Genomic DNA, 13,891 nt, shown 5'->3' with positions numbered 1-13,891 from the left:
TTAAGGAGTTGGTATAGCAGTCATTTTCTGTCTTACCGCTTCATACAAAATCGCTCCACATGCTACAGAAACATTCAGAGATTGAGTTTTTCCTTCAATAGGAAGTTTTATTTTTTCGTCAGCATGATGCAGTACTTCTTTAGAAATTCCGGTTTCTTCATTTCCCATAACAATAGCACAGGGCTCTGTAAGGTTGACATCATAAATTAATTTCTGAGCTTTTTCACTGGCAGCGTACACGGAAATTCCACTTTGCTGAAGGAAGTCCACAGCATGAGCCAGGTTGTTTTCTTTACATATTTTAATATTGTAAATAGCACCTGCAGAGGTTTTTATAGCATCAGAGTTAATAGGAGCGGCACCCTTTTCCGGAATGATGATGGCATCAACACCTACACATTCTGCCGTTCTGCAGATTGCTCCAAAGTTTCTTACATCGGTAAGTCTGTCCAGAATCAAAAGAAAAGGAGTTTTTCCTTGTTCAAATAACTGTGGAACGATATCCTCCACTTTATGAAACGGTACATCCGAAATAAAAGCCACCACACCCTGATGGTTTTTTCTTGTAAAACGGTTCAGTTTTTCAACCGGAACATAATTGGGACGGATTTTATTTTTCGCTAAAATTGCTTTTAGTTCAGCATAAATAGGGCCCTGAAGTGCATTCTGCACAAAGACCTTGTCAATCGTTTTTCCCGCTTCAATTGCTTCAATCACGGGACGCAGCCCGAAAATAAAATCGTCTTTCATTGAAAATTTATTATATAGTTATAGAGTGAATTGTCAATCGTGAATTTTACTTTGTAAGTCAACTTGGCAGATGTATATTCACATTTGACCATTGACTTGCGCAGCAAGATTCACTATCTCCCTTTCTCTCCTAAAATTGCTCTTTTCTGCGACATCACATATCCGTAGTGAAGGCTTTCATGCATGTTGTTGAAGATAATGGCATCCTGGATGCTTTTCAGATCCATCCCGAAACTTGTTGTGTAAGGAGTGTAGTCTGAGAAAAAATCACTGTCATAATCCTTCATCAAAATCTTCGAAGTTTCCGTAAGTAAAAATTCTAAATCTTCCACTTCCGACTTCTGAACATTTAAATTTGGTAAAGTCCCTTTTTTGTAAGTTTCAATCCAATATTTATCAATACGGAAAGGATTTCCGCTTAGGTAATAATGCAAAAGCTGTTGTGTAGCAACAGTATGAGCAATATTCCAGTAAATATTATTGTTGAAACCATCCGGAATCAGAATCAGATCTTCATGAGATGTATTCTGAAGGAGGTCTAAAAGGTTCTTTCTTACCTGTCTGTGCGCTTGAAAATGATAATTCATTTTGCAAAATTTTTAATCACCAAAAATAGTTTAATAAACTGGAAATGACAATTTTTTTGAGTAAAGGATTGAAGTTAAAATTTTTTAACTATTCAGAAAAAGGATAGATTTAGGTTATTTTTCTAAAGATTTTTATCTTAATCATGGTGTTTTTTAGTCTAATTTTACAAAACGTACAAGGTGTATATCAGTACAAAGCCTTCCTGTGAAAAGATTCAGGAAGGCTTTAATGGTTCTGTTTATGATAGGATTTTACAGGCAGTTTTATTTTTTGATGATTTTATGTTTAAATGTGGTTCCGTCTTTTAGAACAATATTTAAAAAATAAATTCCTGTACTGCATGATGAAAGATTTATCTTATTTTCTTTATAAGTTTCTGTAAGTTTCCTTCCTTCTGCGTTGAAGAGGCTTATTGAGGTTACATCTGTTTTTGATCTTATGTGTACAAAGTCAGAAGTGGGATTAGGATATATGTTTACATCTACTGTTCTGATATCTTTTACATTTAAGGCTGCATTGCTTTTACCCTGCATGTAAACTGATAGCATGACATCTCCCTGTTGCTGGTTGAAAACAGCTGTTGGGATTGTATGTTTCAGAGTGTGATTGCCTGCAGCTAAGCTGGGAAGTGTAAATTCTCTGATAGGAACTGCATTTCCGGGACACCAGTTATTCCATGAAGTCCAGTCTGCAAAAGTTTTAGGAGTAGATCCATAGATTCCGTTTCCCTGGGTGTTATATACCCGGTACGGTTCACATGAAATCCCTCCCGGAGTGTAAGTGAGTACCTGTACATCGTCTATATAAGTGTAGTTTTGTCTTCTTATATATTCTTCGCCGCCATTGTTGGCACCATGAGGAGTAGATATTACAAAAAAGCGGGCATTATTAACAGGATTAGGCAGGTTAAAAGTCACAATTCTAACGGTTTCTCCGGTAACATCGGTACTGTTATAGTTGTTAAGTTTATTATAGCTTAATATAGGCACGAGGCTGTTGGTATCTGTAGGGATTGCTCCTGTATCCGTTGAGAAAAAAGTAAGGGTTCCGGAAAAAACATCAATTCTGCCTGAGCAACCTGAAACCTGGGTTTGGGCTGCATAGGGAACCCCGAAAACATCCAATTCCATATACAAATCGTAAGTACTACGCAATGCCATATCATGAAATATGCTATACAAATTGCTGACATCATAAGTATATGGAACTTCTGAGGGTGTTCTGTTTTTATTCATGAACGGAGTAATATATCTACCTATCTCAATTCTTCTGATGTTCGGATCATTAATTGTATAAGTAGATTGATTTTTAGGAACCATCGCTAAAAAGACTTCTCCGAGACGGTCGTAATTATCACATAATGCAGCTATTGTTACCCGCATGGCTATCTTGGCTTTAAAAGAGTCTAGTTCGGCATCTGTAAGTTTTCTCGTATATCTGGCACTATTTAGTCTCGTTAAGCCGCTTGGAACGGGGTTGGATACCGTAGCTGCATAACCATCATAATAAATAGCATCTGAAATCACATTGGTCATCGTTGTTTGTGATAAAGCCAGATTTGCTATAAAAATACTTAAAAAAAATAGCCTTTTATACATAGATTGATGTTTAGTGTAAATATATTAATTAAGTATCAAAATTACTTTTAATTTCTTTTGTTTTTATGTTTTATGGTGTTTTGTTGATTAATATTTGCTTTTTTTAATTTTTAATCATGTTTTTGTTTAATTAATTTTTTTTGTGTTAAATCATGCGCATGAAAATATTTTTTTATTATTGCGTTCATAGTATTTATTATTAAATTAGCAAGGTAATTGAGATTAATGTTATTAATAATGAAAAGAATTTTACTTTTAATTTTGTTTTTTGTAGTAGTGGGAGGAGTGAGAGCTCAGATTAATATCAATATTGGAACTACGAATGTAGGGACAGCACCTGTGAGTAGTTTTTTCTCTTATTCCTATGTGCAGCAAATCTATCCTAAACAGGAAATAAATGCTAATGCAGCAGGTAATATTACAGGTCTTACATTTTATGTAGACTCATCGTCAACCATTACAGAATCTTCCAACTGGACTGTTTATCTTGGTCATACCTCAAAGGCGGCCTTTTCTTCCGGTACAGACTGGATTCCTGCTTCACAGCTGACACAGGTATTTACAGGAACTGTAGCTAAAAATAATAATAAAGTCCAGATTGTTTTTACAACACCTTTTGCTTATAATAATATTGATAATCTGATTGTTGCTGCAAAGGAAAATTCTCCAAATGTCGATATTAATAATTTTGATGAAGCCTTCCATGTCTATGCTCATATTCCCAATTCAACCCTCTATTATAAAGGGGATCGTAACGTGGTAGATATTTCTGCTCCGCCGGGTGGAATAAGAGCGGATTATAAATCAGCAGTTACAATTTCAGGACTTACATCAAGTGCAGGTCCTGCCTGTCCTTTTATTATGTATCCTGCAAATAATACCCAAAATGTTTCCTTGTCTCCTAATATCACCTGGTTTCCTGTTTCCGGAGCGGATTCTTATAAAATTTCAATAGGGACAAGTCCGGGAAGTGCTAATGTTGTTAATCAGCAAGCTGTATTTGGGAATGCCTTTTCACCTTCGGTTGCTCTTGCTACAGGCACAACTTATTATTTGAAGATAACGGCTGTTTCTGTTAACGTTGAATCCTCCGGATGTTCAGAATTTGTTTTTAAAACGGTTCCCGCAATACCCGCTAATGATGCATGCTCGGGAGCTTTGCTTGCAACTGTATTTCCTTACAGCTATACTCAGGATGATGCTGTGTCTACAACTAATAATTCAGGAAATATAAGCGTATGTACCAGTAATGGAGATACGGGAATGAATGATGGAACATGGTTCAAATTGGTTGGAGATGGAAGTCAATATACGGTTAAAGTAACAATGCCTTCCGGAAGCAGTTTTGATCCTCAAATAGGAGTGTATAGTGGGAGTTGCAGCAATCTGTCATGTACAGATACAGTAGATAACGGCGGCGGTGGTACAGCAGAAACGCTTACGATTACTACTACATCAGGAATTGATTATTTTATAAATGTAGGAGCTTATGATGATACAACAGATGCTCCTGAAAATACATTTACGATTACAGTAACCAAGCTTTAAAGTGTTTGGGAATTAGGTTTTGATCAAAAATTGAGACGGTAAATCAAAAGTGTTGTGAAAGTTATTCTGCAGCACTTTTTATATGAATAATACAAAAAAAGATTGATGCATCTGCGAAAATAACTTGGATATAAAGATTTGTTTATAGACAAAAAAATCAGCGTTATAGCCTTAAATATCACGTTAATCCCGGAATATTTAACAAACTTTAACTCAAAAATGGCATTTGTTGTGTTGATTAATGCAAGTATTTATCAGAAATTTACCACTTATTTTAAATCAAGCTATGTCAGAGATATATCAAGCTGAAGATATCCGCCAATTGACGGAAAAAGTAAAAGAAAAAAACTACTTATTTTCTCTTCTGAGACAGGAAATCAACAAAGTTATTATTGGGCAGGATTACATGGTAGACCGTCTTTTGGTTGGGCTTTTGGGAAACGGTCACGTTCTTCTTGAAGGAGTGCCGGGATTGGCTAAAACCCTTGCCATAAAAACGTTGGCAGATGCTGTTCATGGTGAGTTTTCAAGAATTCAGTTTACTCCGGATTTACTTCCTGCAGACGTAGTGGGAACTATGATTTACAATATCAAAGACAATGATTTTTCTATAAAAAAAGGTCCTGTATTCGCGAACTTTGTATTGGCGGATGAGATCAACCGTGCACCGGCAAAAGTACAATCGGCCCTTTTGGAGGTAATGCAGGAGAAACAGGTGACAATTGGTGATGAAACAATGAAGCTTCCGAAGCCGTTCCTTGTATTGGCAACCCAAAACCCGATTGATCAGGAAGGTACTTATTTGCTGCCTGAAGCACAAAGTGACCGTTTTATGTTGAAATGTACAATAGATTACCCTTCTTTTGAAGATGAAAGACAGGTAATGAGAATGGTTTCAACTTCACATCAGCCGACTGTGAAACCTGTGATTTCCCTTCAGGACATTGTAGATGCAAAAGAATTGATCAACCAGATTTACCTGGATGAGAAAATTGAAAAATATATTCTGGATATGGTTTTTGCAACACGTTATCCGGAAAATTACGGTCTTTCTGATCTTAAAAATTATATCAGCTTTGGAGCTTCTCCAAGGGCATCCATTAACCTTGCTATCGCTTCAAGAGCATATGCATTCTTAAAAGGAAGAGCCTTTGTGATTCCTGAAGATGTAAAAGCATTGGCAAAAGATGTATTGAGACACAGAATAGGCTTGACATTCGAGGCTGAAGCAGAAGAAATTTCATCAGAAGAAATCGTTAATAGAATTTTAGCAAAAATCCAGGCACCATAATGAGTGATGTACTAATCAGAAAAGCAGTTCTGGAGGACTGTGCTTCTATGCTGGATTTAATTAAAGAACTGGCGGAATATGAAAAAGCACTTCATGAAGTAACGGTGACATTGGATGAATTTACTCAGGATGGTTTTGGAACGTCTCCGGTATGGGGAGCTTTTGTTGCAGAATTTGAAGGTCAAATAGTGGGAATATCGCTGTATTACGACAGATACTCAACATGGAAGGGAAGAAGGCTGTATCTTGAAGATCTCGTTGTGACAGAAAGATTGAGAGGAAAGCAGATTGGAAAAATGTTGTTTGATGCAACATTGGAATATGGTAAATCAAACAGCTACAGCGGAATGGTGTTCCAGGTATTGAACTGGAATGAGCCAGCCATCAATTTTTATAAAAAATACAGTCCGAAGTTTGATAACGAATGGTTAAATGTTTCTATCGAATTTAAAAGCTAAGGATTATAAAATATAATTATAAACTACAAATCCCATAACTCGTTAACCCGAAACGGTAAACATTAAACTTTGAATTTTAAATCTTGAACTCGTCTATGCAGATAAAAGATATTGTAAAGAAAGTAAAGCAGATTGAAATCCGTACCAGAAAAAAGACGGAGGCTGCTTTGATGGGGCAATATCACAGTGCTTTTAAAGGGCAGGGGATGACTTTCTCTGAAGTTCGTCCTTACCAGTTTGGGGATGAAATCAGAAGAATCGACTGGAATAAAACTGCACGGTTCCGTGAGCCATTCGTAAAAGTAATGGAAGAAGAAAGGGAGCTGACGATGATGATTCTTGTTGATATTTCCGCTTCTATGGATTATGGCACGAAAATCCAGCTAAAAAGAGAATATGTAGCCGAAATAGCAGCAAGTCTGGGATTCTCAGCAGCCGGTAACAATGATAAAGTAGGATTGATCCTGTTTGCTGATAAAGTATATAAAGTAATTCCTCCTCAGAAAGGAAGAAAACATATTCTTTCCATTATCAGTAATATTCTGACTGCAGATTATGTTCCGGCAGAATCCAGAATAGACAAAGCGATGGAATATATGATGGGAATTTTCAAAAGGAAATCTCTGGTTTTTCTGTTTTCAGATTTTGGAGATGAATATGATTCCAAAATGCTGAGAGTAGCTTCAAAGAAACACCAGCTGTTGGGAATGAGGATTTATGATGAAAAAGATAATGAAATTCCTGATGTAGGATATGCCCGTTTACTGGATGTGGAAACCGGAAAAGAAATATGGGCCAATACTTCCAGTGCAAGATGGCGGTATACCTTTGCTGAAGCTCAAAAACAAAAACTGAGAGCTCTGGAAGAAGATTTCGCCAACAGCTCTGCCAGTTTTATGAATATCAATACCGGCTCAGATTATTCAAAATTATTGTATAATTATTTTCAGAAAAAATAACACGGGTTCAGCCCGTAACTAAAAACATTAGGCGCTTTTGCCTTTATTATTTTAACATTGAGAAAAATACTTTTAATATTATCTTTTCTGATCTGTGCGAATGCTTTTTCACAGATATTATCCTCTAACGTAGAAAAGAAAACCCTGGCTCTTGGGGAAACCAATCATATTACCATAAAGATTGACAACCTTAATGAGCAGCAGGTAACTTCCGCTCCAAAAAATGAACTGCTCCCTTTTCACTTTGAAGAAACTAAGGACAGTATAGGGCAGACGGCCAATTCTTACGAAAGAAAAATTGAATTTGCTGTTTTTGATGAAGGGAAGTTTACCATTCCAGAACTGGAATTCAAAGTAGGAGATAAGGTACTTAAAACCATTCCTTATGAAATAGATGTCATTAATACGGCTCAAAAAGCAGATCAGATCAATGATATCATGAGTAATAAGCAAGTGAAACTTGAAGCTAAAGATTATTGGGAGCTTTACAAATTTTATATTCTGGCAGCACTCGCGGGTATTGCTTTAATCATTGCAATTATTATGATTGTAAAGTGGGGCAGGAAATCCAAAAGTTCTCCGGTAGTGGCTACCAATCAAACCTTGAAAGAGCTTGACTCTCTTAAAAAGAAAAAATATATTGAAGGAGGAAACTTCCGTTCGTTCTATGTTGAACTGATTGATATTTCCAGAACATTCATTACTAAACAATATCACCTTCCCGCAGATGTTCTTCTTACGGATGACCTTATTGATGTCATAAAAAAGAACAATACAATTTCGCAGGACAATGAAAAAATAATAGAGGATGTATTCCTGAGAGGAGACCTGGTGAAATTTGCCAAAACGTTTCCGGATCAAAATACAATGGAGACCGATTTTGCCAATATCAGAGATTTTGTGAAGAGATCATCCAAAGATTTAGAATTCGAAAACTTAAGAAAGGATGTTTAATTTTGAGTTTTACAGCCCATGGTTCTTACTGCTTTTTCTGCTGTTTATCCCACTTTTTATTAAAGATGCCGGGAGACGCAAAAGAAAAGGTATAAAAGTGCCTACCATAAAAAATATGGACCATAGCGATGGAATCCAGGGCGTACTTTTTTTACTGAAAATCTCAAAGTATATCATTCTTTCTGCTTTGATTATTGCCATGGCAAGACCGAGAACGTTTACGATTTCGCAGGACAGGGATGATACAAAAGGAGTGGATATTATGCTGTCCATTGACGTTTCTTTAAGTATGCTCGCGAAAGATCTGAATCCAGACAGAATTACAGCATTGAAAGATATTGCCGTAAAATTTGTTCAGAAACGTCCTAATGACAGGATTGGAGTGGTAGCATATGCTGCAGAAGCCTTTACCAAAGTTCCGGTTACTTCAGATCATCAGGTGGTGGTTGATGAAATTAAAAACCTGAATTCTGCAGGTCTTGAACCTGGTACGGCTATCGGAGAAGGTCTTTCTGTTGCAGTAAATCATTTGATTAAAAGTAAAGCTAAAAGTAAGGTGGTCATCCTGATGACAGATGGGGTAAGCAATATTCAGAATGCTATTCCTCCACAGGTTGCTGCTGAACTGGCAAAAAATAACAATATAAAGGTATATGCAATCGGAATCGGGACCAATGGTTATGCTCTGATGCCGACATCGCAGGACATCTTTGGAGATCTTATCTTTACGGAAACCGAGGTGACCATTGATGAAAATACCTTGAAAGAAATTGCACAGACTACGGGAGGAAAATACTTCAGAGCAACCTCAAACAGTAGTCTGGAAGAAATATACGATGAGATCAACCAACTGGAAAAATCTGATGTGAAAGTTTCCAAACTGTACAATTACGAAGAATATTTCAAAATATTCCTTTGGATTGCTTTAGGAATGCTGGTGTTTGATGCATTGTTGAGATGGGTGTTTTATAAAATTTTAAGCTGATGAGTTGGTCTTTAGGAAATTATTGGTATTTATTTTTACTGTTGCTTCTGCCGCTGTTAGCTTCCTTTTTGATCCGTTTCTTAAAATGGAGAAATAGGAAAAGGGAAATTTTTGCAGCCAGTCAGTTTCACGATAACTTATTTGAAAAGAGATCAGGATTTACCAGGTTTTTTCCAGCATTATATTTATTGGGAACACTGTTTTTGATATTCTCCATCATTGACCTTTTGAATGGTTCGGAAGAGGTGAAAAGTACCCAGAAACTGAACAATGTGATCTTTATGCTGGATGTATCCAATTCTATGAATGCTGAGGATATAGACCCTAGCCGTCTTACGGAGGCTAAAAATCTGATGTTGGCTACCATGAAGAAAATGAATAATGACAAGGTAGGTATTGTCATCTTTGCAGGACATGCAATGTCTATCATGCCTCTGACAACAGATTATAATTCTGCAGAGACTTATATCAGCGGGATTGAAACAAATTCTATGCAGATTCAGGGAACAGATTTTCTGAAAGGGATGCAGGCTGCTGTGGAGAAATTTAAAAATGTAAGCAAAGGGTCCAGAAAAATCATCTTATTAAGTGATGGTGAAGATAATGAAGGAAATGATAATGCGGCTATAAGATTAGCCAATAAAGAAGGAATAAGCATTACTTCTGTAGGAATCGGTACAGATGAAGGTGCTCCGGTTCCGGAGTATGTATTTGGACAATTGATGGGATACAAAACAGATGTGAACGGAGGAACTGTTATTTCAAAGAGACAGACTGAAGCTTTAAAGAAAATGGCAGAATCTACAGACGGAACTTATATTGACGGTAACAATATCAATGAAGCTCCGGACAGAATTGTCGATGCAGTCAATAAAAAAGCTGCAGGTGCCGAAACCATGGTAAAATCACAGAATGCCAACCATTATTATCAATATTTTCTTGGAGTATCTATTCTGTTTTTCTTTTTAATTTATATTTTTAATCCTAAAAAAGATTTTAATGTATAGATTTTCCTTATTTATAGAAGAAATTCTACAAGTACTTTAACCGAATTTTAACAAATAAAACTCTGTTTCTTAACATATAAAGGAATAATTTTGCAAGTGATGAATACTAAAATCATATTTTTATCGTTTATTGTTGCCATCTCATTCTCAGGCTTCTTGTTTGGGCAGGAAAACTACAGAAATTTAGTTCATGAAGGTAACCAGAAATTTGACGGTAAAGATTATGACGGTGCCTCCTCAAAATATATGGAAGCAATAAAATCCAATGATAAAGATTTTACTGCTCATTATAATATGGGGAATGCACTCTATAAAAGTAAAAAATACGAAGAGGCAAAGGCAGAGTTTGAAAAAGCTGAAAAACTTTCACAAACACTTCCTGATAAGACTGCCGCTCTTCATAATTTAGGGAATGCTTATATGCAGATGAACCAGCCGGAAAAAGCTGCTGATTTTTATAAGAAAGCTTTGAAGCAGGATCCCTACAGTGAGGTAACCAGAAAAAATTATGAGATTGCCAAACTGAAAGAGAAAGAAAAAGAACAACAAAAGAACCAGCAGAATAACTCAGGAAAAGGTGGCGGCGGAAATGATCAGAACAAAGGTGATGATCAGAAAGGCGACAAAGATAAAAAACAGGATCAGGGAAATGGCCCGCAAAACGAAGGTAAAAGCGACCAAGGTGATAATCCTAAGCAGAATCAGAATAATGAAGGCAGAATGCCTAAGAATCTTGAAAATGCAATCTTAGATAAAATAAACGAAAAAGAAAAAGAAACCGCCAGAAGAATTTTAAACAAAAATTCTTATTCGATGCCTGAAAGCAACGAGAAAGATTGGTGATGCAACACAAATTGATTTACATATTGCTTACCCTCGCATCCGTAATTACTTACGGACAGGTAAATCTTACTCTGGATGCTGATAAATCTGAGTATGGAGGGAAAGATATTGTAAACCTTACCATTGTTCTTGAACTTAACGGAAGTGACCTTGTACAACAGACAGGTTTCCAGCTTCCGGATCTTTCAAAATTTAATATTATAGGAAGTGGATCTGTTACCAATACTGTGATTGATCCTGCTACCAATACTTTAATTACTCAAAAAGTATCGAGAATTGCTCTTGAACCTAAGAAAAAAGGGAAAATAAAAATCGGTTCAGTTCTGGTTACGGTAAACAACAGAATCTACAAGACAGAACCTTTCGATGTTAATATCCGTGACATTGTTGATAGAAGATCATTAGCTGCCAATACCTCCAATGATGTCTATCTGAATATGGAGATTGATGACCGGGAAGTCTATCAGGATCAACCTACCGTTGCTGTTCTTAGAGTATATTCAAGAAATATGGATAACCTGAGAAAGGTGAAAAATATCCATCTTCCGGAGCAGGATAATATCAACGTACATCCTATTAATTTTGATAAATCCGAGATAGATCCATCCGGATATGGGAATATGCCTTCACAGGTATTGGCCATGTTTATGGTATTTCCTAATGAAGCCGGATATGTGGAAGTACCTGGAGTATCAGCTTCTGTAAGTACCTATTCTAATAAAACCAAAATTGTTTCCAATAAAGTAAAAATTAATGTAAGAAAGCTTCCTGAGGGAGCTCCTGAATGTTTTAAAAATGCTGTTGGAAACTTTAATGTCAACGTATATAATGCTTCCAAAGAAAAGCCGGAAGCCAAAAAGCCATTGAATGTTGTAGTGAAAGTTTCGGGCGAAGGTAACTTACCGGATATGGAACTTCCTAAAATTGCTGCATCTCCGGATTATGAAGTTTTTCCTCCGAAAATTACCACTAAAGTTTCTCCGGGAACTGCGGGAATGAAGGGCGAGATTCTGGCTAATTATGTCATTATTCCAAAAAAATCCGGGATAATTTCTATTAAAACTGAACAATTTGCTTTCTTTGATCCTGAAAATAAAGAATATGTAGATCTGGGACAAAAAACACTGGATCTGAATGCCTTTTCTCATGATCAGATTCTGGAAGCCCGCTCTACGGTAGAAAAAGTAAATGAGTATACCAATAACCTTCTGGAGACGGTGAATACTCCAGTTTTAAAAACTACTTCCTTTAAAGTAAAAGAAAAAAGTAAATTCCATTGGGATATCCTTTTAACGAATATTGCCATTCTGGTAAGTTTATTTGTTGCTTATCTGTTATTTAAAAATTGGCAAAAAAAACGTACATTAGTTAGGGAAACTATACCGTCAAAACCTTTAGGTTCAGTGGCTGAAACAGAAAAAGAGATCAGAGAATTGCTGAAAACAGATATCAATGATTATTTCGGATATCTGGAAAATCTTAAAGATAACGGTGAGTACGAAAAGTTCTTTACGACACTGGAGGAATTGGATCAGGAAGTGAGAAGTCAGTATTTTCAAGGCTCTGCAGCAGAGTTTAAGACTTTTCTTGAAAAACACAAAGGAGCTTCAGTTGCAGAGGAATACAACAAATTGCAGCAGAAAGTTCAGATGGAGAAATACAATCCTGTGAAATCTGCTGATGCACTTGAAGAACTTTTGAAAACAATTGTTAATTTATATTCACAAATTAGCAAATAATCAGTTTATTTTCATATTTTTGCGAAATTTTTAATTACAAAGAGATGGAAATTTTTGATGGTTTCTCTTTTAAAGAGATCGTTACCAGCTTTATGGTTCTTTTTGCCGTTATCGATATTATCGGCTCAGTTCCCATTATAGTAAGTCTTCAGCAGAAGTTTGGACAGATTGAGGCTGGAAAGGCTGCAATCACTGCTGGTGCTATTATGATTGTTTTCCTTTTCGTAGGAAATAAGATCCTTAAACTTATTGGAGTAGACGTAAATTCTTTTGCCATTGCCGGTGCTTTTGTGATTTTTGTCATAGCCCTGGAAATGATTTTAGGAATTGAAATTAATAAAACAACCGAAGCAAAGGCCGCATCTATTGTACCCATCGCATTTCCGCTGGTTGCGGGAGCTGGAACCTTAACCACGGCACTGTCTCTGAGAGCTGAATTTCATGATATTAATATTATCTTCGGAATTATTCTTAATACAATTTTCGTATATTTGGTGCTGAAATCAGCGAAATGGTTGGAGAGAAAAATTGGGGATGCTACTTTGATGATCCTTCAGAAAGTTTTCGGAATTATCCTTTTGGCAATTTCAATTAAATTATTCACCGCAAATTTTGCACAGTTGGTGCAGAATTATATTAATTTTTAAGAGTCATGAAGAAGTTTTATAAAGTATTTTTAGTACTGTTTATTGTATTCATCGCCATCAATCTTTATGCTATCAACTGGCAGACAACAGATATCTTAGGAGATGAGGATAACGTTAGGTTTGTATTTTCAGCATCAGCAGCTGCAATAGGTCTTATCCTGCTTTTTGTAATGGATACCTGGAGCAGAATCGGTGTAAAGAAATAAATTGAATATTTCATTATAGATATAAGGCCTCTTTCGTTTGAAGGAGGTTTTTTTGTTTGATGAGGTGGTAGGGAAGGTAATAAAGATTGGGTATTAGGTAACAGAAGTTAGGGTTCAGATTGTTATTAAACACAATGTTGGATTTTCGTATTTAATAGAAATGGGCTTTAGCCTGTTTCAAAAAAGGATAAGAGTTCCATTGGCTTTAGCCAAAATCTATATATTAAGCAAAATTCGTAAAGTGTTACAAGGGACTTTAAAATCGTTTATGGAGGTGTTTCATTCCGCAAAGAAAGATATACACAAAAATCCGTGAAA

At 36.1% G+C, this 13,891-nt stretch carries 14 protein-coding genes; 11 read left to right on the top strand and 3 right to left on the bottom strand.

Going from position 1 to position 13,891, the window contains the following annotated elements; translation table 11 throughout:
- The 3 genes from rlmB to KIK00_RS09220 all read right to left on the bottom strand — a co-directional run bounded on the left by rlmB (position 1) and on the right by KIK00_RS09220 (position 2,936).
- Positions 1–750, bottom strand: a complete 750-nt coding sequence (gene rlmB / locus KIK00_RS09230) for a 23S rRNA (guanosine(2251)-2'-O)-methyltransferase RlmB (RefSeq protein ID WP_047378541.1) — start codon at positions 748–750, stop codon at positions 1–3.
- A gap of 113 nt (positions 751–863) precedes the next feature.
- Positions 864–1,337 carry a DinB family protein gene (locus KIK00_RS09225; protein ID WP_255816258.1) on the bottom strand — a complete coding sequence of 158 codons (474 nt, stop codon included), beginning with the start codon at positions 1,335–1,337 and terminating at the stop codon, positions 864–866.
- 264 nt (positions 1,338–1,601) lie between these two features.
- A complete protein-coding gene (locus KIK00_RS09220; RefSeq protein WP_255816257.1) occupies positions 1,602–2,936 on the bottom strand; it encodes a peptide-N-glycosidase F-related protein in 1,335 nt (444 codons plus the stop codon).
- A 237-nt stretch (positions 2,937–3,173) separates the two neighbouring features.
- Here KIK00_RS09220 and KIK00_RS09215 point away from each other — a divergent pair, with 237 nt between their 5' ends.
- The 11 genes from KIK00_RS09215 (at position 3,174) to KIK00_RS09165 (ending at position 13,573) form a co-directional block, all read left to right on the top strand.
- Positions 3,174–4,484: a hypothetical protein gene (locus KIK00_RS09215; protein WP_255816256.1), complete on the top strand. Its 1,311-nt coding sequence runs from the start codon at positions 3,174–3,176 to the stop codon at positions 4,482–4,484.
- A gap of 286 nt (positions 4,485–4,770) precedes the next feature.
- A complete protein-coding gene (locus KIK00_RS09210) occupies positions 4,771–5,775 on the top strand; it encodes a MoxR family ATPase (RefSeq protein ID WP_255816255.1) in 1,005 nt (334 codons plus the stop codon).
- Positions 5,775–6,233 carry a GNAT family N-acetyltransferase gene (locus tag KIK00_RS09205; protein ID WP_255816254.1) on the top strand — a complete coding sequence of 153 codons (459 nt, stop codon included), beginning with the start codon at positions 5,775–5,777 and terminating at the stop codon, positions 6,231–6,233. The genes KIK00_RS09210 and KIK00_RS09205 overlap by 1 nt, the downstream gene beginning before the upstream one ends.
- A gap of 95 nt (positions 6,234–6,328) precedes the next feature.
- The gene (locus KIK00_RS09200) at positions 6,329–7,192 is read left to right on the top strand and encodes a DUF58 domain-containing protein (RefSeq protein WP_255816253.1); all 864 of its coding nucleotides are present in this window, start codon (positions 6,329–6,331) and stop codon (positions 7,190–7,192) included.
- A gap of 57 nt (positions 7,193–7,249) precedes the next feature.
- Positions 7,250–8,146: a BatD family protein gene (locus KIK00_RS09195; RefSeq protein WP_052184830.1), complete on the top strand. Its 897-nt coding sequence runs from the start codon at positions 7,250–7,252 to the stop codon at positions 8,144–8,146.
- Complete coding sequence (locus tag KIK00_RS09190) at positions 8,139–9,131, top strand: VWA domain-containing protein (RefSeq protein ID WP_255816251.1); 993 nt, start codon at positions 8,139–8,141, stop codon at positions 9,129–9,131. Before KIK00_RS09195 ends, KIK00_RS09190 begins: the two co-directional genes overlap by 8 nt.
- On the top strand, positions 9,131–10,138 hold the full coding sequence (locus tag KIK00_RS09185) for a VWA domain-containing protein (protein ID WP_255816250.1): 1,008 nt from the start codon (positions 9,131–9,133) through the stop codon (positions 10,136–10,138). The genes KIK00_RS09190 and KIK00_RS09185 overlap by 1 nt, the downstream gene beginning before the upstream one ends.
- A 99-nt stretch (positions 10,139–10,237) precedes the next feature.
- A complete protein-coding gene (locus tag KIK00_RS09180) occupies positions 10,238–10,981 on the top strand; it encodes a tetratricopeptide repeat protein (RefSeq protein ID WP_255816249.1) in 744 nt (247 codons plus the stop codon).
- Entirely contained in the window at positions 10,981–12,720 is a 1,740-nt protein-coding gene (locus KIK00_RS09175) for a BatD family protein (protein WP_255816248.1), read from the top strand. The genes KIK00_RS09180 and KIK00_RS09175 overlap by 1 nt, the downstream gene beginning before the upstream one ends.
- Before the next feature lie 44 nt (positions 12,721–12,764).
- Positions 12,765–13,367 carry a MarC family protein gene (locus tag KIK00_RS09170; RefSeq protein WP_047378524.1) on the top strand — a complete coding sequence of 201 codons (603 nt, stop codon included), beginning with the start codon at positions 12,765–12,767 and terminating at the stop codon, positions 13,365–13,367.
- A gap of 5 nt (positions 13,368–13,372) precedes the next feature.
- On the top strand, positions 13,373–13,573 hold the full coding sequence (locus tag KIK00_RS09165) for a hypothetical protein (protein ID WP_047421124.1): 201 nt from the start codon (positions 13,373–13,375) through the stop codon (positions 13,571–13,573).
- The last annotated feature ends 318 nt before the right edge of the window (positions 13,574–13,891 follow it).

The sequence above is a fragment of the Chryseobacterium sp. MA9 genome (genome assembly GCF_024399315.1).
Classification (GTDB): domain Bacteria; phylum Bacteroidota; class Bacteroidia; order Flavobacteriales; family Weeksellaceae; genus Chryseobacterium.
The sequence above is the reverse complement of the archived record's forward strand: the minus strand, read 5'-3'. Positions and strand labels throughout refer to the sequence as shown.